This window comes from Vibrio rhodolitus (genome assembly GCF_003350325.1).
Lineage (GTDB): Bacteria > Pseudomonadota > Gammaproteobacteria > Enterobacterales > Vibrionaceae > Vibrio > Vibrio rhodolitus.
On the sequence record NZ_QLYZ01000001.1, the window covers coordinates 322699 to 341167 of the forward strand.

Below are 18469 nucleotides of genomic sequence, written 5' to 3' on the forward strand. Positions count from 1 at the left end.
TGATTATTACTAGATTGTGAACAATCTAGCAGCGCGCAATTATATCAGCCCGAAAATAAAAAAGGCAGCGAATGCTGCCTTTTTTCAATGCTATTAAGCGGATTATTGACCTGCTTTAAGCTTTAGGAAGTAATCTTCGTATTTAACGGTTAGATCACCAACAGAGTCTTGCCATTCAACGCGGTCTAGGTCTTCTTGAGATGGGAATAGTGGAGCCACATCTTGGAATTTGTCGTTAGACGCTTTAACAGCAGTTAGGTAACCAGTGTCCCCAGAAATTTGCTCTGCGATTTCAGGGCGTAGTAGGAAGTCGATCATCTTGTGAGCCGCTTCTACGTTTTTCGCACCAGAAGAGATTGCAAAGTTATCTACCCAACCGATACCGCCTTCTTTAGGGAATACAAGTTTAAGAGGTAGACCTTCTTTTTGCGCAGCTGCTGCAGAACCGTTCCAAAGCATACCAACACCAACTTCGCCAGACATGTATGGAGCACCTGGGTTGTCAGAGTTAAATAGTAGAACGTTTGGCATTAGCTTTTGTAGCTCAGCGTACGCTTCGTCGATTTGTTTTGGATCCGTAGAGTTACCAGAGTAACCTAGTTTGCGTAGTGCAATATGGAATACTTCACGAGTATCGTCCATTAGCATTACTTGACCTTCAAGCTCAGGTTTCCATAGGTCAGCCCAGCTTTGGAAGTCGTTTGGATCGTACATGTCAGTGTTAACCGCTAGACCTGTGATCGCAACTACGTGTGGAATAGAGTAGTCGTTCTTCGGATCAAAAGGCTTGTCTAGGTAGTTAGGATCTAGATTTTTGAAGTTAGTCAGTTTTGACTTATCAATTTTTTGTAGCATGCCTTCATCACGCATCTTCGCAACGAAGTACGTTGAAGGAACTACTAGATCGTAACCTTGGTTATGAGTCTTTAGCTTTGCATACAAAGTTTCATTCGACTCATAAGTTGAGTAAATTACTTTAATGCCTGTTTCTTCGGTAAATTGCTCTAGGATGTTACTGTTAATGTAAGGACCCCAGTTCATAAATACCAATTCTTTGTTTTCGTCCGCTGCCACTGCACCAGAGAACAGAGAAAGCGCACATGCACTACCAGCTAATAGAGTAGCCCATTTTTTCATCGACGTTAGTCTCCAAACCAAACGTTGCTCAGAACATAAATAACTGAGCGATTTATAGAAAAACAGAATGGTATAACCATTCTGTTTCGTGAAAAGTCCGCGATTCTACTTCACTTTCTCTCTTGCAAGCAACTGTGAAGTTACAACAAGAGCTAAAGAAATAATCAACATGACTGTCGCTAGGGCATTTACTTCAGGTGAGATGCCCACTTTAACCATTGAGTAAATCTTCAATGGCAAAATTTCGTAAGTTGGACCAGTTACAAATGAACTGATGATTACGTCATCCAGTGACAACGTAAAGCTTAGCAACCAACCTGCTGCAACTGCTGGCTTAGCCAGAGGAAGAATGATCTGCTTTAGGATCACCCATTCGCTTGCACCTAGGTCTTTTGCCGCTTCCAACATTTTCACATCGAAACCATTCAAACGGCTGTAAACAGATACCACTACAAAAGGTAGACAGAATGTAATATGTGCTACCAAAAGAGTGAGAAATCCAAGCTGTGCACCCATTACAAGGAACAGTGCCAGTAGCGAAATCGCCATTACGATATCTGGTGACATCATAACTACGAAAAGCATACCGTTTACTAGACCTTTACCCTTAAACGAGTAACGGAATAGGGCAACAGCGGTCAAGCTACCAATAAGTGTAGCAGCTGTTGCTGAAAACACTGCAACGTTCAATGAGTGCCACGCAGCTTGCATTAAGCTGTCGTTGTTGATCAGCGTTTCGTACCATTTGGTGGTGAAGCCACCCCATTTCATACCAAAGCGGTTGTCGTTAAATGAGTTAACGATCAAAACGATGATAGGAAGATATAGAAACGCGTACACTAGCGTCATAAAGCTAAATCTAACTGTGCGTCCCATTAGTCTAGCTCCACTTTCTTGTTCAATAGTTTACCTGCTCTGTAGTAGGCATAAAGCATCACAGCCATCGCAAAGGTGAGGGCAATACTGGTTGCCGCACCAAATGGCCAGTCACGTGCGTTCAATACTTGGCTCTTAATCACGTTACCAATCAGTAGGTTCTTCGCTCCGCCCAGAAGGTCAGAAATGTAGAACATACCAAGCGCTGGAAGTAGTACTAATAAACAGCCACCAATGATGCCAGGCATAGTTAGCGGCAGGATAACTTTAGTGAACGTTTGGAATTTGTTCGCACCAAGATCTTTCGCCGCTTCAATGTACGTACCGTCAAGCTTCTCAATCGCGCTGTAAAGCGGAAGAATCATAAATGGCAGCAGAATGTATACTAAGCCAATCATAACCGCTGTTTCGGTGTACATAAGGCGCAAAGGCTTATCGATGATTTCCATCGCCATAAGCGATTTGTTCAAAATGCCTTGTGTACCTAAAACAATCTTTAGACCGTAAGTACGGATTAGTGAGTTGGTCCAGAAAGGAACAATCACTAGAAACAGCATGAACGGACGCCATTTTTCGGGCATTTTCGCTACGATGTAAGCAAATGGGTAACCGATAATCAAACACAGAACCGTCGCCACGATCGCCATGTAGAAAGAGTGCATCAGCACTTTTGCGTATAGCGGATCCATCAAGCGCAGGTAGTTATCGAAAGTGAAGGTCATTTCGATAAGGTTTGCTTCGTCGCGTGTCAGAAAGCTGGTACCGATGATCATCAGGTTTGGTACTAACACAAATAGCGTTAGCCAACCGACAATCAGAGCGATGATAGCGTTCTGAAGATTAAACTTCTTGCTCATCATTTAGTACAACCTCCCAGCTTTCAACCCAAGTAATAGCAACCTTTTGGCCAAGAGAGTGATCCACATCTGGATCGTCTTCGTTGAAGAACTCACTTACCATTACGCGCATGCCTGATTCAAGTTCGATAACTGAATCAAGAGTCATACCCTTGTAAGTACGTTCTACAACGTGACCTACAATTCCGCGTTGTTCAGACTCTTTGATCTCTTCGATGCGTAAGTCTTCAGGGCGAAGTAGTACTTGAAGTTTATCGCCTGGGTTGGCTTCTTGATCGTAGTAAACCACTGATTCAACACCTTCGATTGACGCACGGATGCGCTTCTCGTCTAGACGCTCTAGCATTGTCGTGTTGAATACGTTGATTTCGCCGATAAAGCGAGCAACAAACAGGTTTTTCGGCTCTTCGTAGATCTCACGTGGTGAACCATCTTGCTCAATCACACCTTCACGCATAACGATGATACGGTCAGACATTGAAAGGGCTTCTTCTTGGTCGTGAGTAACGAAGATAAAGGTAATACCCAGTTGACGCTGTAGCTGTTTCAGCTCGATTTGCATCTGCTTACGCAGCTTGTAATCAAGAGCAGACAGAGATTCGTCTAATAGTAGAACTTTAGGTTTGTTAACAACGGCACGCGCAATCGCGATACGCTGTTGTTGACCGCCTGACAGTTGGTGCGGCTTACGCTGTGCCATTTTCTCAAGGCGAACCATACGTAGTGCTTCCATTACGCGAGGTTCAATCTCAGCTTCAGCTACTTTCTGCATACGCAGACCAAATGCCACGTTTTCAAACACGGTCATATGAGGGAATAGGGCGTAACTTTGGAATACAGTATTTACATGGCGCTGCTCAGCAGGAACCTGAGTGACGTTTTGACCGTCAAGGATAATGCTACCATTATCTGCGGTTTCAAAACCTGCAATCATCCTAAGAACGGTGGTTTTACCACAACCTGATGGACCTAGAATTGTTAAAAATTCACCGTGGTTAACATCAAGGTTAAGATTACCGATGATTTCCTTGCCATCGAAACTCTTACTAATCCCAGTTAAACGGATAACTGGTTGCTCTGCTGTTTGTTTATTCAACGTCTGTTTTTCTCCCACATTGGTCATTCTTAGCTCAAAATTGGAAATGACCCGCAGTTACACAAATAGAGGCGCGCATGATAATCACCAATAGTGTGAATTCAAAGCATTTTCTTTCTTCATCATAGAAAATTTTTCGCAGGTAAAACTAAACATTCTTTACCATACTGTTTTTAAGGGACTTGCAAGTTTCTAAGCGTGTAGAAGAAATCGCTTGTTTTACCGTAACCATTTGATGATTGTTAACTATGTTGGTTAATTATCAGCCAAATAAACAAGAAAGCAAGAGTGTGATGTAGTTTCCGTGTGAGTGTTGCGGGGCTTTCAGTATAATGCGCAATGTCGCAATTTTTACTTACAGCGTTAAGATTGCTTAGTGAGTGTCATTCACGGTACTTTTAATGTAACGAAGAAATAGCGATCAAAGTAAACCAAGCCGGACTGTATAATGAGTAATGATATTGAAAAAGACTTTAACCTAGGCGGAAGCATCGAACGTGCGATTTCCGGTAACTATGAGTTAAAAGCAGGGGATGTGTTTAGAGAAGCTTGGTCGCAAACGGTCAAAAACTTCCTCTCTTTCTCACCGGCAATCATCATCTTGATGTTTGTCCAAGTAGGGGTGTTCTATATTGCGCTTAAGCTTCAGCTTGGCGACCCGTCGATGATTTTCGACGCGATTACTGACCCAGAAGCCTTTAATCCGTCTATCGTACAAGCTATATATATAGCGAATTTCAGCTATGAAGTGATCAGTGCGCCGATTTATGCCGGTATCTGTTTAATGGCTATGAGTCACTCGGCTGGGTTAACTACAAAGCCGCGTCATATTGGTAAAGGGTTGCAATACACAATCCCGGTTATTTTAGCGACCTTGTTTAGCCTGATGTTGCAGGGCGTTGCAGGTATGCTGTTGCCGTTCCTGTCGATGTATCTTTCTCTGGCGTTTAGTAATTCAATTTTGTTGATTTGTGAAAAGCAAGTGCCGCCGATGCAGTCTCTGCTGTTGTCACTTCGTGCAGTTAACAAGAAAATTTTCGTTCTGTCGGGTATCTACATCATGGTTATGTTGATGTTTATCGCCGGGGCGATGTTCTACGGGCTAGGACTGATTTTTGTTCTACCATTCTTTTTCCATGTAAAAGGCATTATTTACCGAAATATGTTCGGTATTAAGCTAAAAATTGTCGCGTCGGAAAAATCAAAAGATGACGATGACCATAACCCGCAGGTGTTTAATGCGTAAGAGTAACTTTTTCGCCCTAGCAGCCACTCTCGTAGTGGCTGTTTTTGGTTGGTACCGCTTTGAATTTCAACCAAAAGACGAAGAACAGTCTTCAACTAACAATATTGTCTTTATTGGACAGGCGGTCGGCGCTGCGCCTGATTTTGCCAGCTTTGAGGATGTGAACCTCAAGAAGAAGGCATTTTTTGACTATTTAAGACCCGGGGTTGAGTTAGAGAATCAACGAGTACAAAAAGAGCGTGCTCGTCTTGTTCGCATTGAGAATAACTTTCACGCTAATAAGCTAACGAGTGAAGACACAAGCTATGCGAAGCGTTTGGGTAAACTTTATGACGTTGAACTTACGACGGAGGGTGTAACAGAAGCATGGTTAGATAAAATGCTGCACCGTGTTAACGTGTTACCTGAAGCGTTAGTTATGACTCAAGCTGCGAATGAATCAGCGTGGGGCACTTCGAGATTTGCAACTAAAGGCAATAACTACTTTGGGCAATGGTGTTACACGGAAGGTTGCGGTCTTGTTCCGTTACAGCGTAACCAAGGTTCTTTTCATGAAGTCGCTAAGTTTGATTCGGTACAAGAATCCATTCATCGCTACTTTATGAATGTAAACCGAAACAAGGCTTACTTTGATTTGAGAGCGATTCGATTTGATCGTCAAAACAGTGAGCAAAGCCTGATTGATACGCAAGCAGCAATCGCGCTAACCAATGGATTACTCAAGTATTCTGAGCGAGGTGAGGCGTACGTCAAGGACTTACAGGCGATGATCAGACATAATGACAAGTTCTGGACAAATTATAACGATCAAACGAATTGATGAAAAAAGTTACGCTCACACTTTTAACAACAGCGCTTTTAGGCGCTGTTGCTTTACCTAGCCAAGCTCAAGAATACATGTTCACTTATTCCAAGCTCTATTCGCATATGAAAAAGAATGCCAATGAAGGGCATGATGATGTGAAAGTTGGCTTCTTCTTTGTTAACGCCGATACCAAGAAGCTCTGCAATATCGAGAAAGCTTGGATGGAAAAAGAAGAACATTACGAAGAGCTTAAGATATCGGATTATCAAGAGGTTATGGTACCACTTGATGACAACTTAAAGTCTGCTAATCCTTTAGTGTTTGTCGATACGCCGCAGGATATGCGCTGCGATTTCTCAATGGTTGTGATGACCAAAGAGCCATTTTCAGGTCAAGTGAACTACGACCAAGTGAAGACGTTACTGCCTCAAATGCAGGCGATTCTAGTCGAACTCGGCGGTATGTTTGCGAGCTGGTTTACGCCAGATGTTGAAGGTGTCACGCTAGAGTTTGCCAACGAGCTAAATTCTAAAGTAACTTTCTCCAACGGTACATCTAAGCCAATCGTTAATGGCAAAGTACAAATCGCGTTAAATGAAATTGGTGAGGGCGGTTCAATGATGCTGCCAGAGCCTACAGCGCGAGTACTGCCGTATTTGCCTAAAGCGAAATAACGCCAGTTATAATAAGCAAATGTAAAAAAGGTCGCTCAAGCGACCTTTTCTTTGTTAATGCGTTGCGCACTGCAGCTTATAAGTTTGTCACGTCTAGCTTAAGGCTAGGGTCAAACTCTTGTACCACATCTTCATCTACGAAGTTTTGCACTGGCATTTCTTCTTTATCAAAACCGATATCGCCGCCATTGATCACGCCTGAATCACGGTTGATCGATTTAAAATCAAACAGTTCGAAGTCAGCTAGGTGGCTAGGTACCACGTTTTGCATCGCACGGAACATGCTTTCAATACGACCAGGGAAACGCTTGTCCCAATCATTTAGCATTTGCTTAATGTTTTGACGCTGTAGGTTTGGCTGAGAACCACATAGGTTACAAGGGATGATCGGGTACTCACGCATATCTGCATACTTGATGATGTCTTTCTCACGGCAGTAAGCGAGTGGGCGAATAACTACGTGTTCACCGTTATCTGACACCAACTTAGGTGGCATGCCTTTCATCTTGCCGCCATGGAACATGTTCAGGAACAATGTTTCTAGGATATCGTCACGGTGGTGACCTAAAGCAATCTTAGTTGCACCCAGCTCTTTTGCTGTGCGGTACAAAATACCACGACGCAAGCGAGAGCATAGTGAGCAAGTCGTTTTACCTTCAGGGATCTTATCTTGCACGATAGAGTAAGTGTCTTCTTCAACAATCTTGTACTCAACGCCGATAGACTCAAGGTATTCAGGCAGAATGTGACCAGGGAAGCCCGGTTGTTTCTGATCGAGGTTTACAGCCACAAGCGAAAATGAGATAGGCGCGCTCTTTTGCAGGCTCATCAGTATATCCAACATGGTAAAGCTGTCTTTACCGCCCGATAGACAAACCATGATGCGGTCGCCATCTTCAATCATGTTGAAGTCTTGGATCGCTTGGCCAGTGTTACGGCGGATGCGCTTTTGAAGTTTGTTGAAATTATATTGTTGAGCTTTAGTTAGCTCTTGAGTTTGCTCGGTCATTAGTTCGCAGTCTTATCTGTAATCTTAAAACACATCGATACTCTAACAAGGGCAAAACGGCCCTAAGAAAGGTATGAAGGGCGTATAATACGGATAAATCTCTGAGATGCTAGTGCTTTCGGTGGCTGGATAGAAAAATCCCCTCGATATCGAGGGGACAAAGCTTCAAACTTACTAAATTGCAGTTGCTGGGTCTAATGGACTGATGTAACCATCAGGTTTCAGTGCCATTACGTCACAGTTAATCTTATCAATAACGTGTTCCGCAGTATTACCAATAAAGACTGCTGATAAACCCGTTCGTCCCGTTGTACCGATGATGACCATGGCTGCGTTAAGTTTTTGCGCAGCTTCCGGAATAATATCTTCAGGTAAACCTTGCTCAACAATTGTTTGCTCTTCGTCGTAACCATGTTTCTGACGCAGCGCTTTCATCGCTGTAAGGTGATGGCCACGGACAGCATCTGTGTAGGTTGTTGGGTCAAACTCTGGCAGTTCAATAGTAATATTCGCAGGCGTAACAGGGTAGGCATTAACCAAATAAGGACGCGCACCAAGTCGCTCAGATAGGCTATTCAACTGATCAACCATTGAGTCATTGAGAGTTTGATGCGTTTCGTTTTCTGAGCCCACATGGACAGAGGCAAGAATACTGGCGTTCTCTGGCCAATCTGAATTTTTAACCAACAAAACAGGTGCAGGGCATTTACGCAGCAAGTGCCAATCTGTTGGGGTAAAGATAACTGACTCTAAAACATCGTGCTTACGAGTGCCTTTGATAACAATATCATGTTCACCAGCGAAGACTTGAGCAATCACCGCTTCGTATGGGCGATTATGCCAAACAACGACCACATCAAAGTCAATTGAATCATTAAGATAGGGCTCCGCAACAGAACGCATCCACTGTTCACGTTGATGAATGACACCCTTGCGCATTGCGTTTCTCTCGTCGATCGAGAGCATAGATGTCATATCGTATGAGAAATCATAGATAGAAAGAAAAAACGTGACGTGGCTACGAGAGCGGCTTTTGGCAGCTAATTGCATAGCGCGAGCAAGTGCAGGCTGCTCATCGCTATTAATATTGGCAACGACTAGGATGTTATTATAAATACTCATTGTTAACTCCTTAGTGAAGAGGAGACTTATCGCTAAGTCAACCGGCCTTTACCCAAATGTAATTAAAATGCTTGGGTATAATTTCACTTTAGCGTAGTTCGATGAGATTTATTAGCAAAATATGCGGGAAAGAAGAGGAAAGTATGATGTAGCTCATTAAAGAGCTACATCATTGAAGTTATTACGATTCTGTTGAAACACCAGCTAGCTGCATTAGTGCGTCATGGTCAATAATAGTGATGTATTTACCTTTAACGCTCAAGATTTCCGATTTTTGGAAACGACCCAGTAAGCGGCTAATCGTTTCAACGGTTAGACCGAGGTAGTTACCGATATCACCACGAGTCATGGTTAGACGGAACTCACGCGGACTAAAGCCTCGCTGAGAAAAACGCGTAGAAAGGTTGTATAGAAATGCAGCTAGACGCTCTTCAGCGTTCTTTTTCGACAATAACAGAATCATTTCTTGGTCGCCTTTGATTTCATTACTCATCAGGCGCATGATCTGTTGACGAAGTTTTGGCATTTTACCTGATAGGTCATCAAGAATTTCATATGGGATTTCACATACCATCGAAGTTTCTAGCGCTTGCGCAAAACTAGGGTGACTGTCGTCAGTGATCGCATCAAAGCCCACTAGGTCACCAGCGAGGTGGAATGCAGTGATCTGCTCATCACCTTGCTCGGTAATTGTGTAGCTCTTAATGGTTCCAGAACGAATCGCATAGAGTGACTTCAATTCGTCACCAGCTTTAAATAGCTCTTGGCCTTTTTGGATTGGCTTCTTGCGTTCAATGATTTGATCCAGTTGATCCAGCTCAGATTCATTTAGAGTAAATGGAATGCAAAGCTGGCTAATGCTGCAATCTTGACAATGTATAGCACAACCACCCGACTGAATGCGTTTTGCAGGCTTTTCAGAAATCATAACAACCTTTCACTATTTGATATACATCAATATTTTACCACCCCTCAAAGATAAAAGGTAGCGAAAAAAGGCGCTTTAAAACAGTAATCTATCAACCAGCCAAGAGTATATTGAGCGATCCATAGGCTGTATAAATGCCATAAGCTAAGATTAGCAGCGCAGCGATGTTTCGAAAAACTGAAGATTGTTGCAACTTATGTAAATACTGCGAGCCATAACCAACGGCAACCATCGCTGGCAAAGTGCCTAGACCAAAGCTTGCCATAATTAATGCACCATTGAGGCTACTGCCAGAAACCACCGCCCAAGTTAGCGTGGAATAAACAAGACCGCATGGAAGCCAACCCCAGATAAAACCAAATGGAATAGCGTGGAGAGGATTTCTAAGCGGCAGCAACTTTTTGCCAAGTGGCGAGATAAACTTCCATAGAGACTGCCCAAGTTTTTCGACAGCGAGAAGGCCTTGCCACCAACGCGCGATATAGCAGGCGAGTAACACCATAAAGAGAGCAGCAATCAATCTAAGCCAAGCAAAGCTATGATTTAAATTGGCGACATCGGCGACAGTCGAAACTGCACCGCCAACGATTGCCCCGATTAAGGCGTAACTTAAAACACGCCCAAGGTTATAATAGATAGGGATCAAAGCTGATGGGTTTGTTTTCCCCATGGAAAGCAAAGAGGCGATTCCGCCACACATGCCAACGCAATGACCGGCACCGACCAGACCGATAAAGAAGGCGGCAATAAAATCGGCACTCATTTACGCTTGTTATCCTGCTCGTCTTCATCGAACAAAATGTTGTGTCCTTGGCGCTCAAGGTCCTCGAACTGCTCACTTTTAACAGCCCAAAGGAAAATACCTACAGCAACGCAAACTAGCACAATCGCAATAGGGATCAATATATAGAGGCTTTCCATGGATTACTTACCTTGTTCCTTAAGCAATCTAAGCGAGTTAGATACCACAATAATCGAGCTGGCTGACATACCAACTACCGCAAAATAAGGTGCCACTAAACCAGCAACGGCGAGTGGCAAAATGAGTAGGTTATAGCCTAACGACCAAGCTAAGTTTTCTGCAATTATTCTGCGCGTTTTAAGAGCTAGCTCACGAGCTTTTAGAATTCGGTCTAAATTATCACCAAGCAATACCATGTCGGCTGATGCTTTTGCCACATCAGTGCCACCACCCATCGCAACCGACAGATGAGCACCTGCTAGGGTTGGTGCGTCGTTTATGCCATCCCCAATCATCATTGTGATGTCGTGCTTATCACCGGATTGAAGGTAATCAAGCTTATCTTGTGGTTTCGCTTCGGCGACAACGTCATCTATACCTATCGCATTAGCTACTAGTTCTGCATTGGTTTTCGAATCACCCGTTAGTAGAGTCACTTTCACGCCAGCTTGCTGAAATTGCTTAATGAAGGTTTGTGCCTCTTTACGGATCGGGTCTTGATAAATAAACGTTGCGATATGTTTATCTGCGAGTGATAAATAAATCGCGTTGGCTTGAGCGGCACTAGCATTACCCAAAACAAAACCAGCACTGCCGATTTTGAGTGGTTGACCGTTATATTGACCAACAATTCCAGAGCCGATGATGTTTTCGATCTCATCAACAACCACTTGAGTATTGTGGTAAGGGCGAAAAGCGCGGGCTAATGGGTGATTGGCATGCGCTTCTAAAGCTGCGGCGAGTTTCAGCACGTCTTGTTTATCTAGATCACCGTGCAGAGAAACATCGCTAATTACAATATCGCCGTGGGTTAAAGTTCCGGTTTTATCCACGATAAGATGGTTTACTTTACACAGTGTTTCAAACACGTGGCTCTTACGCAGCAAAATACCAAAGTTACCCATACGAGATGTAGCGCACGTCAAGGCAGTTGGCGTAGCCAAGGATAGGGCGCATGGACAGGTTGCCACGAGCACCGCCAGCATAATCCAAAAAGCGTCTTCCGGTTGATGTTGTTGCCAGTAGAACCAAGTTGCGGCAGCAATAATAAGAATCGCCGCAACAAAGTAACGAGCAACAATATCTGCAATTTCTGCGATTTTTGGTTTAGATAGCTGCGCCTCGTCTTGTAATCGAACGATATTAGAGATCATGGAGTCTGCTTTTGATGAGCGAACTACCAGCACGAACGACTCTTCACCATTTAATGTACCCGCATAGACTGTATCGCCTAATTGCTTTACCACCGGCACAGACTCGCCTGTTAACATCGATTCATCAATGTGAATTCGTCCCTCGACAATCACGCCATCTGCGGGGATATGTTCACCCGGGAGTACACGGACTTGGTCACCCACGGTTAAGGACTTTACTGGCACCTGTTCGCCCTCAATGGTCGTCGCCATTGCTGGGATCAATTTGAGCAAGTTACCACTTGCCGCGGCAGCTTTACGTCTAGCTCGCATTTCAAGAAAGCGCCCAACCAAGAGGAAGAAAGCGAACATCGAAATCGATTCAAAGAATACTTCCCCTTGTTCGGTAATCGTTGCCACCATACTGGCAACGTAAGCAAAGATCATCGCGATGGAGACAGGCACATCCATACCTAGTGTACGGCTTTTTATACTGCGCCAGGCATTAATATAGAAAGGAAGTGCAGAGTAGAGCATGACTGGCGTAGCAAAGATTAAGCTCACCCAACGGAAGTAGTTTTTGAACTCGGCATCAAGGTCACCAAACACTTCAAGGTAAAGTGCAACTGCCAGCATCATCACTTGCATTGTGGCAAGACCGGCGATACCTAAACGATAAAGGTATTGCTTCATCGCTTGATGGTAGGCGGCTTCTTGTTGATCAGCTTCAAATGGCGCTGCTTTGTAGCCGAGTCGATGAATAGTCGAGAGCAACTCACTGAGTTTGGTTTTAGTGTTGTTCCAAGAAAGCAAAGCGCGATTGGTGGCAGTATTGACGCGAATACGCACAACACCATCAGTGTGGGAGAGTTGTTTCTCAATCAACCAAGCACAAGCAGCACAAGAGATACCATCCAGTGACAATGTCACTTCAGAAATGTCATCGCTGTTACGTACGAACTCGTTTTGTACTTCTTGGTTATCGTAGTGGATCAAGGCTTGCAGCTGTTCAGGTACCAGTTCAGCTTTTTCAGCTGGCGCGGTGCGATATTGATAGTAGGAGACTAAACCACTATCGACGATGGTCTGTGCTACGGTCTCGCAACCAGGACAGCACATCTCACGAATCTCGCCTAGGATTTCAACGTTAAAGTCCGTGTTGACTGGTACATCTTCACCACAGTGATAACACGCTTTGCACATAATACTTCTAGTCCATTAATACAGTAGCTGACTCAGATGGGAAATTAACACGACCTTGGATAAGCCAAGATTTATCGTGCGGACTAAGCTCAATAAACCAAGGACCTTCCAATGGTTGTTCAAGTGTAATGCGATAGTTACCTGAAGCATCCGACGTGACTAGTTGGCTGAAATCTTGATCCGCGAGTGTACGGTGAGCGAACATTGCAGAAAGAGCAGGGAAATGCTCCATGCTGCCTTTATCAAACTGAATAATGATATCTGAGCCATCAGAAACCACATTGGCTTTTAGCACCAGTGCTTTTGCGGCATTGACTTTGGAAATATCAATGTTGATCCCTTTACCTTTTTTATAGTAATCCTCGGTCACTAAAGATGGGGAGTTTTTAATAGAAATAGACAAGGTTATGAACGCCGCCACTACAACCGTTGCTGGAAGAGCGATTAGAAACCACGGCCAAAACTGCTTATACCAAGGCTTTACCATAAAAAAGTTCTCGAATGAAAATGAAAGTAGGAATAATTTAGCGAAATGACAGCCCCTACGAAAGGGGCTGTTTTAGAAATGTTACTATTTATCTGAGTTACTTAGGCTCCACACGTACGCAGAAACAAGCTGAACTTTATCTTCGCCCAGAATGTCTTTCCACGCCGGCATCACACCAGAACGACCGTTCATTACTGTTTCGGTTACTGCAGCGCGGCTGCCACCGAATAGCCAGTATTGGTCAGTCAAATCTGGAGCACCCAGAGCAGGGTTACCCTTACCGTCAGTACCGTGACAAGCAGCACACACTACGAAACGAGCTTTACCCGCTTCTGCTTCACGAGCGTTCACTGAACGTCCTGATAAGCTTAATGTGTAGCTTACTACTTCACGAACGCCTTCTTCACCTAGGGCATCTTTCCAAGCTGCCATCATACCAACACGACCATTCATGACTGTGTTGACGATAGCTTCTGGCTCGCCACCGTATAGCCAAGCGTTATCCGTTAGGTTAGGGAAGCCAGTCATACCACGAGCATCAGAACCGTGACACTGAGAACAGTTTTGTAGGAACAAACGTTGACCTACTTTAATTGCTTCAGGGTCTTGCGCGATATCAGGAATAGATTTTAGCTCTTCTGTCCCTTCAACATACGCCAGTTGACGGAATGCTTCGCCGAAATAAGCATCAGCATCGTCTAACTCTTTTGCATACTGGTTTAACTGTTTGTTTTGCTGAGCGCTTTCAATCGCCAATTTAGACTCTTCAAGCGAACGAACCGTCTGGTTCGAGCTTTGCCAGCCTAAAAAGCCTTTGAAGTTACCAAGACCTGGGTACAGGGCAAGGTAAATCGCAGCAAAAATGAACGTACCAACAAATAGGTAAGTCCACCATTTAGGTAATGGGTTGTTTAATTCACGAATACCATCGTATTCATGCCCCATGTCAGCGCCTTCTTCAACACCCATTTTATCTTTTAGGCACCAATAGAGAAGGGCTGCACAGCCAAGCAAAGTGCCGACCGTGATGATGATTATCCAAAGACTCCAAAACGTCGTCATTACTTGGTCACTCCTTGATCTTTCATGGGCGTTTGCTCTTCGTCGGCAAATACAAGGTTAGCGGCTTCGTCAAAACGTGCTTTACGGCCTTTACCGTAAGCCCACCAAACCACACCAATAAAGCTAACAAATAGCACTATGGTCCAAATACTGTGAATAGTACCGATATCCATAATTAGCTCCTTACTTCATTGAATGACCAAGAGACTGTAGGTAAGCGATGATTGCATCCATCTCTGTTTTACCTTCTACGTCTTTAGCCGCATTTGCGATTTGCTCATCGGTATAAGGAACGCCAAATTGATCGCGGAACACTTGGAGTTTCTTCTGAGTGTCTTTGCCATCAAGAACGTTTTCTTCAAGCCATGGGAAACCAGGCATGTTTGATTCTGGAACCAGTTCACGCGGATCAATCAGGTGGATACGGTGCCATTCATCAGAATAACGACCACCTACGCGAGCTAGATCTGGACCAGTACGTTTAGAGCCCCACAGGAATGGATGTTCCCAAACACTTTCGCCAGCTACAGAGTAGTGACCGTAACGCTCTGTTTCTGAACGGAAAGGACGAATCATTTGGCTGTGACAAGTGTTACAACCTTCACGGATATAAATATCACGACCTTCCATTTCAAGCGCAGTATAAGGACGTAAGTTCTCTACAGGCTCAGTGGTTTGCTTTTGGAAAATTAGTGGAGTGATCTCTACTAATGCACCCAAGCTGATCGCAAACACGATTAGAATCGCGAGTAACCCGACATTACGTTCGACAATTTCATGGCGATTATTAGAATTTGAACTCATTCTTCAATCTCCTTATGCAGGTTGAGCAATAGCTTTCAAGCTATGCTTTGGTGCAGTGATTGTCTTGTACGCGTTGTACGCCATTAGGAACATACCGGCTAGGAAAATAAAGCCACCAATGAAACGTACTGTATAGAACGGGTAAGACGCTTGAACTGATTCAACAAAGCTGTAAGTTAGCGTGCCGTCAGAGTTAACTGCGCGCCACATCAGACCTTGCATTACACCTGAGATCCACATTGCAACGATGTACAGAACGGTACCGATAGTTGCTAGCCAGAAGTGCGCGTTAATCATACCCACTGAGTACATGCGCTCTTGACCAAATAGGCGAGGGATCAAGTGGTAAACCGAACCAATAGAAACCATTGCAACCCAACCAAGTGCACCAGAGTGAACGTGACCGATCGTCCAATCTGTGTAGTGCGATAGTGCGTTAACTGTCTTAATCGACATCATTGGACCTTCAAAAGTCGACATGCCGTAGAAAGATAGAGATACGATTAGAAAACGTAGGATCGGGTCGTAACGTAGCTTATGCCATGCACCAGATAGCGTCATGATACCGTTGATCATGCCACCCCAAGATGGTGCGAATAGTACCAACGACATTACCATACCAAGTGACTGAGTCCAGTCAGGTAGAGCTGTGTAATGTAGGTGGTGAGGACCAGCCCAGATATATAGAGAAACTAACGCCCAGAAGTGAACGATAGATAGACGGTAAGAATAAACAGGGCGCTCAGCTTGCTTAGGTACAAAGTAGTACATCATACCTAGGAAACCAGCTGTCAAAAGGAAACCTACCGCATTGTGACCGTACCACCATTGAACCATGGCATCGACGGCACCAGAGTAAATCGAGTAAGACTTACCTAGGGCAACAGGAATCGCCATGCTGTTTACGATATGAAGAACTGCTACGGTGATAATAAACGCACCGAAGAACCAGTTTGCTACATAGATATGTGAGGTATTACGTTTAATCAGCGTTCCAAAGAACACAATAGCGTAAGACACCCATACTACAGCGATTGCGATATCAATCGGCCATTCCAATTCTGCGTACTCTTTCCCTGAGGTGTAACCCAAAGGTAAAGTGATGGCTGCGGCTAAGATAATTGCCTGCCAACCCCAGAATGTAAATGGAACAAGAGGGCCACCAAATAAACGCGTCTGACAAGTACGCTGCACAACATAATAAGATGTTGCGAACAGAGCACTGGTACCAAACGCAAAAATAACCGCATTAGTATGCAGTGGACGTAATCTACTATACGTCAGCCACGGCGTATCAAAGTTTAACTGTGGCCATACTAATTGAGCGGCGATCAAAACACCAACTGCCATCCCGACAATACCCCAAAGGATTGTCACCAAAGTAAATTGACGGACGACGGTATAGTTGTAGTTTTGTTCAAGCTGCTTTTCTTGGCTCATATTTGCATGCTTCCAATTCTAATTACTACACTTTACTTCCAACACGACACATGTCGTAATGCCACCCAAAATTGCTTTGAAATACTTGACCTCTAAGTAAGGTTAAATAATCTTAGCGATCTTTAATAAAAGTGGCATTTTCAGTGCCAAATAATACTTCAATTAACAATTCAATGACAGGGAAGTAACCTTACACTTGGTCTGGATTTTGTTATTTATTTTAAAACTTTGAAGTTTGTTACACGGAGAACACACCGAAATGGCAGCTCAGAAGCTCACGAAAGGACGTTTTGTTCAAATAATCATCATGTTAACACTACTAATTGTGGCGTTTTTCTGGCGAACAATAACGTATCAAGATGTAATAAAGGTCGATTGCGAAGGAAAAAACACATGTAGCTTTAAGGTTAATGAGACCGAGTTCACAGCCAAATTTGAGGCAGAAATGTTATCGATTAGTACTCAAAATTCAGGTTGGACGATTCACGAAGCGAATTTAACCCAAGAAAAGCCGATGACTTGGCAAATAGCATTCAAACACAAACAACAGATTTCTTTGACTAATAATGCTCAAGAAGAAACATATCGATTGGAAATAACAAACAAATAATCAGTAAGCCCTGAGCTAAATATAGAAGCTTAGGGCTTATTAATAATCAGAGTTAATATCGATAGATAGTAAATATGATTATTAAGTATTTTATGGTAAATCAATTATGTTAAGTACAAATCCCAGCATAGAGAGTAGAAGAGAGTTCATTACACTGTAACCTTGAACTCATAAATACTACATTTAACATAATATACATAATGCGCACTAATGTGTATTGAAATACGACCATGGCTTTAGCGCTAAATTGTCGGTTTCTGCGTTATAAATACGGTTAAGTGTTACTGTCATGCGCCGTTCTTCGCATTCTGTGTTTTTTGAACATAGTTATTAGCGACTGCGTCAACTGTGATTGTTCCCGCTAATCAGTATCACTTCCTCTTGATAGATGTTTCCTCGATACCAATCCAAAACGGTACGTTGAGATTGTTATCAGCTTCAGTGTTAATTAATCTAACGTTCTTCATCTTAAACTTACCCAACACTGATATTAGCTAGTTACTAAAAATTCTCCATCGTTTGTACCTATAACTGCTACGTCGACTTTCAAATTGGTTTCTATGCTCTCAACTGGGTGCTGTGGTATCTATCAGGATTGCTTTTTGATGTTCGCCTTTATCTGAGCACCGTCTGTGATAGCCATTGGATTTAAAACTTAGTCGTTTATCTGTGTAATTACTCGATGCTAAACGCTTCTTACACAATCAAGATAGATTTGCGCGTCCTCACGACCAAAAAACCTTTGGCTATTTGCACTATCTAAAGCAACTTGCTTCTGGCTCCACTGAATCACAACGAAAGTATGACTTGCTTGATTTGCTAACGATGAATACGAAAGAGTTTATTTTAAATCGGATGACACGTGACATTTCTTAATTTAGAGAAAGTGTTACGTCGTCACTTAATGGTATTCGAGGAGATAAAATACATACCCGACTATCTCACCGGAATTATCTATAACGCCTAGCGGTATCAATGCGGTGCATTCTATGACTCTAAGACCTACACAAAATCCTTTC

Annotated in this window: 19 protein-coding genes; 4 read left to right on the plus strand and 15 right to left on the minus strand. The window is 43.5% G+C overall.

From position 1 onward, the window contains the following. Positions 1-102 precede the first annotated feature (102 nt). The 4 genes from DPF93_RS01445 to potA all read right to left on the minus strand — a co-directional run bounded on the left by DPF93_RS01445 (position 103) and on the right by potA (position 3984). Complete coding sequence (locus DPF93_RS01445; protein ID WP_114764435.1) at positions 103-1137, minus strand: extracellular solute-binding protein; 1035 nt, start codon at positions 1135-1137, stop codon at positions 103-105. Positions 1138-1242: 105 nt separating this feature from the next. Beyond that, positions 1243-2013: a spermidine/putrescine ABC transporter permease PotC gene (gene potC / locus DPF93_RS01450; protein ID WP_075647941.1), complete on the minus strand. Its 771-nt coding sequence runs from the start codon at positions 2011-2013 to the stop codon at positions 1243-1245. Next, entirely contained in the window at positions 2013-2870 is an 858-nt protein-coding gene (potB, locus tag DPF93_RS01455; protein WP_208638748.1) for a spermidine/putrescine ABC transporter permease PotB, read from the minus strand. The genes potC and potB overlap by 1 nt, the downstream gene beginning before the upstream one ends. Next, a complete protein-coding gene (gene potA / locus DPF93_RS01460; RefSeq protein WP_114764558.1) occupies positions 2854-3984 on the minus strand; it encodes a spermidine/putrescine ABC transporter ATP-binding protein PotA in 1131 nt (376 codons plus the stop codon). The genes potB and potA overlap by 17 nt, the downstream gene beginning before the upstream one ends. A gap of 430 nt (positions 3985-4414) precedes the next feature. Between potA and DPF93_RS01465 the strand changes: the two genes are divergently transcribed. Genes DPF93_RS01465 through DPF93_RS01475 form a run of 3 tightly spaced genes read left to right on the plus strand, consistent with a single transcriptional unit; the run spans position 4415 to position 6691 of the window. Continuing rightward, a complete protein-coding gene (locus tag DPF93_RS01465) occupies positions 4415-5212 on the plus strand; it encodes a DUF2189 domain-containing protein (RefSeq protein ID WP_114764437.1) in 798 nt (265 codons plus the stop codon). Continuing rightward, positions 5205-6032 (plus strand): glucosaminidase domain-containing protein, encoded by an 828-nt coding sequence (locus tag DPF93_RS01470; RefSeq protein ID WP_114764438.1) that lies wholly within the window; start codon positions 5205-5207, stop codon positions 6030-6032. Before DPF93_RS01465 ends, DPF93_RS01470 begins: the two co-directional genes overlap by 8 nt. After that, positions 6032-6691, plus strand: coding sequence for a DUF2987 domain-containing protein (locus tag DPF93_RS01475; protein WP_114764439.1), 660 nt, complete (start codon positions 6032-6034; stop codon positions 6689-6691). The genes DPF93_RS01470 and DPF93_RS01475 overlap by 1 nt, the downstream gene beginning before the upstream one ends. 76 nt (positions 6692-6767) lie before the next feature. Here DPF93_RS01475 and ttcA read toward each other — a convergent pair whose 3' ends face one another. The 11 genes from ttcA to ccoN all read right to left on the minus strand — a co-directional run bounded on the left by ttcA (position 6768) and on the right by ccoN (position 16840). Then, positions 6768-7700, minus strand: coding sequence for a tRNA 2-thiocytidine(32) synthetase TtcA (gene ttcA / locus DPF93_RS01480; RefSeq protein WP_114764440.1), 933 nt, complete (start codon positions 7698-7700; stop codon positions 6768-6770). A gap of 174 nt (positions 7701-7874) precedes the next feature. Next, positions 7875-8822 (minus strand): universal stress protein UspE, encoded by a 948-nt coding sequence (uspE, locus tag DPF93_RS01485; RefSeq protein ID WP_114764441.1) that lies wholly within the window; start codon positions 8820-8822, stop codon positions 7875-7877. 181 nt (positions 8823-9003) lie between these two features. Beyond that, positions 9004-9750 carry an FNR family transcription factor gene (locus DPF93_RS01490; RefSeq protein WP_114764442.1) on the minus strand — a complete coding sequence of 249 codons (747 nt, stop codon included), beginning with the start codon at positions 9748-9750 and terminating at the stop codon, positions 9004-9006. 91 nt (positions 9751-9841) lie between these two features. Then, positions 9842-10513 carry a sulfite exporter TauE/SafE family protein gene (locus DPF93_RS01495; protein WP_114764443.1) on the minus strand — a complete coding sequence of 224 codons (672 nt, stop codon included), beginning with the start codon at positions 10511-10513 and terminating at the stop codon, positions 9842-9844. Further along, positions 10510-10671: a cbb3-type cytochrome oxidase assembly protein CcoS gene (gene ccoS / locus DPF93_RS01500; RefSeq protein ID WP_114764444.1), complete on the minus strand. Its 162-nt coding sequence runs from the start codon at positions 10669-10671 to the stop codon at positions 10510-10512. The genes DPF93_RS01495 and ccoS overlap by 4 nt, the downstream gene beginning before the upstream one ends. Positions 10672-10674: 3 nt before the next feature. Further along, positions 10675-13047: a heavy metal translocating P-type ATPase gene (locus DPF93_RS01505; RefSeq protein WP_114764445.1), complete on the minus strand. Its 2373-nt coding sequence runs from the start codon at positions 13045-13047 to the stop codon at positions 10675-10677. Between the two features lie 7 nt (positions 13048-13054). Then, on the minus strand, positions 13055-13534 hold the full coding sequence (locus tag DPF93_RS01510; protein ID WP_114764446.1) for a FixH family protein: 480 nt from the start codon (positions 13532-13534) through the stop codon (positions 13055-13057). 84 nt (positions 13535-13618) lie between these two features. Continuing rightward, complete coding sequence (gene ccoP, locus DPF93_RS01515) at positions 13619-14596, minus strand: cytochrome-c oxidase, cbb3-type subunit III (protein ID WP_114764447.1); 978 nt, start codon at positions 14594-14596, stop codon at positions 13619-13621. Then, complete coding sequence (locus DPF93_RS01520) at positions 14596-14769, minus strand: cbb3-type cytochrome oxidase subunit 3 (protein ID WP_114764448.1); 174 nt, start codon at positions 14767-14769, stop codon at positions 14596-14598. Before DPF93_RS01520 ends, ccoP begins: the two co-directional genes overlap by 1 nt. 10 nt (positions 14770-14779) lie before the next feature. Next, positions 14780-15400: a cytochrome-c oxidase, cbb3-type subunit II gene (gene ccoO / locus DPF93_RS01525; RefSeq protein ID WP_114764449.1), complete on the minus strand. Its 621-nt coding sequence runs from the start codon at positions 15398-15400 to the stop codon at positions 14780-14782. A 12-nt stretch (positions 15401-15412) separates the two neighbouring features. Further along, positions 15413-16840: a cytochrome-c oxidase, cbb3-type subunit I gene (ccoN, locus tag DPF93_RS01530; protein ID WP_114764450.1), complete on the minus strand. Its 1428-nt coding sequence runs from the start codon at positions 16838-16840 to the stop codon at positions 15413-15415. A 259-nt stretch (positions 16841-17099) separates the two neighbouring features. Here ccoN and DPF93_RS01535 point away from each other — a divergent pair, with 259 nt between their 5' ends. Next, a complete protein-coding gene (locus tag DPF93_RS01535; protein ID WP_114764451.1) occupies positions 17100-17450 on the plus strand; it encodes a hypothetical protein in 351 nt (116 codons plus the stop codon). Positions 17451-18469 lie beyond the last annotated feature (1019 nt).

Excerpts from the sequence above, each read along its gene's own strand:
- DPF93_RS01445 (WP_114764435.1), bottom strand. The coding sequence starts at position 1,137 with ATGAAAAAATGGGCTACTCTATTAGCTGGTAGTGCATGTGCGCTTTCT.
- potC (WP_075647941.1), bottom strand. The coding sequence starts at position 2,013 with ATGGGACGCACAGTTAGATTTAGCTTTATGACGCTAGTGTACGCGTTT.
- potB (WP_208638748.1), bottom strand. The coding sequence starts at position 2,870 with ATGAGCAAGAAGTTTAATCTTCAGAACGCTATCATCGCTCTGATTGTC.
- DPF93_RS01465 (WP_114764437.1), top strand. The coding sequence starts at position 4,415 with ATGAGTAATGATATTGAAAAAGACTTTAACCTAGGCGGAAGCATCGAA.
- DPF93_RS01470 (WP_114764438.1), top strand. The coding sequence starts at position 5,205 with ATGCGTAAGAGTAACTTTTTCGCCCTAGCAGCCACTCTCGTAGTGGCT.
- DPF93_RS01475 (WP_114764439.1), top strand. The coding sequence starts at position 6,032 with ATGAAAAAAGTTACGCTCACACTTTTAACAACAGCGCTTTTAGGCGCT.
- ttcA (WP_114764440.1), bottom strand. The coding sequence starts at position 7,700 with ATGACCGAGCAAACTCAAGAGCTAACTAAAGCTCAACAATATAATTTC.
- uspE (WP_114764441.1), bottom strand. The coding sequence starts at position 8,822 with ATGAGTATTTATAATAACATCCTAGTCGTTGCCAATATTAATAGCGAT.
- DPF93_RS01490 (WP_114764442.1), bottom strand. The coding sequence starts at position 9,750 with ATGATTTCTGAAAAGCCTGCAAAACGCATTCAGTCGGGTGGTTGTGCT.
- DPF93_RS01495 (WP_114764443.1), bottom strand. The coding sequence starts at position 10,513 with ATGAGTGCCGATTTTATTGCCGCCTTCTTTATCGGTCTGGTCGGTGCC.
- ccoS (WP_114764444.1), bottom strand. The coding sequence starts at position 10,671 with ATGGAAAGCCTCTATATATTGATCCCTATTGCGATTGTGCTAGTTTGC.
- DPF93_RS01505 (WP_114764445.1), bottom strand. The coding sequence starts at position 13,047 with ATGTGCAAAGCGTGTTATCACTGTGGTGAAGATGTACCAGTCAACACG.
- DPF93_RS01510 (WP_114764446.1), bottom strand. The coding sequence starts at position 13,534 with ATGGTAAAGCCTTGGTATAAGCAGTTTTGGCCGTGGTTTCTAATCGCT.
- ccoP (WP_114764447.1), bottom strand. The coding sequence starts at position 14,596 with ATGACGACGTTTTGGAGTCTTTGGATAATCATCATCACGGTCGGCACT.
- DPF93_RS01520 (WP_114764448.1), bottom strand. The coding sequence starts at position 14,769 with ATGGATATCGGTACTATTCACAGTATTTGGACCATAGTGCTATTTGTT.
- ccoO (WP_114764449.1), bottom strand. The coding sequence starts at position 15,400 with ATGAGTTCAAATTCTAATAATCGCCATGAAATTGTCGAACGTAATGTC.
- ccoN (WP_114764450.1), bottom strand. The coding sequence starts at position 16,840 with ATGAGCCAAGAAAAGCAGCTTGAACAAAACTACAACTATACCGTCGTC.
- DPF93_RS01535 (WP_114764451.1), top strand. The coding sequence starts at position 17,100 with ATGGCAGCTCAGAAGCTCACGAAAGGACGTTTTGTTCAAATAATCATC.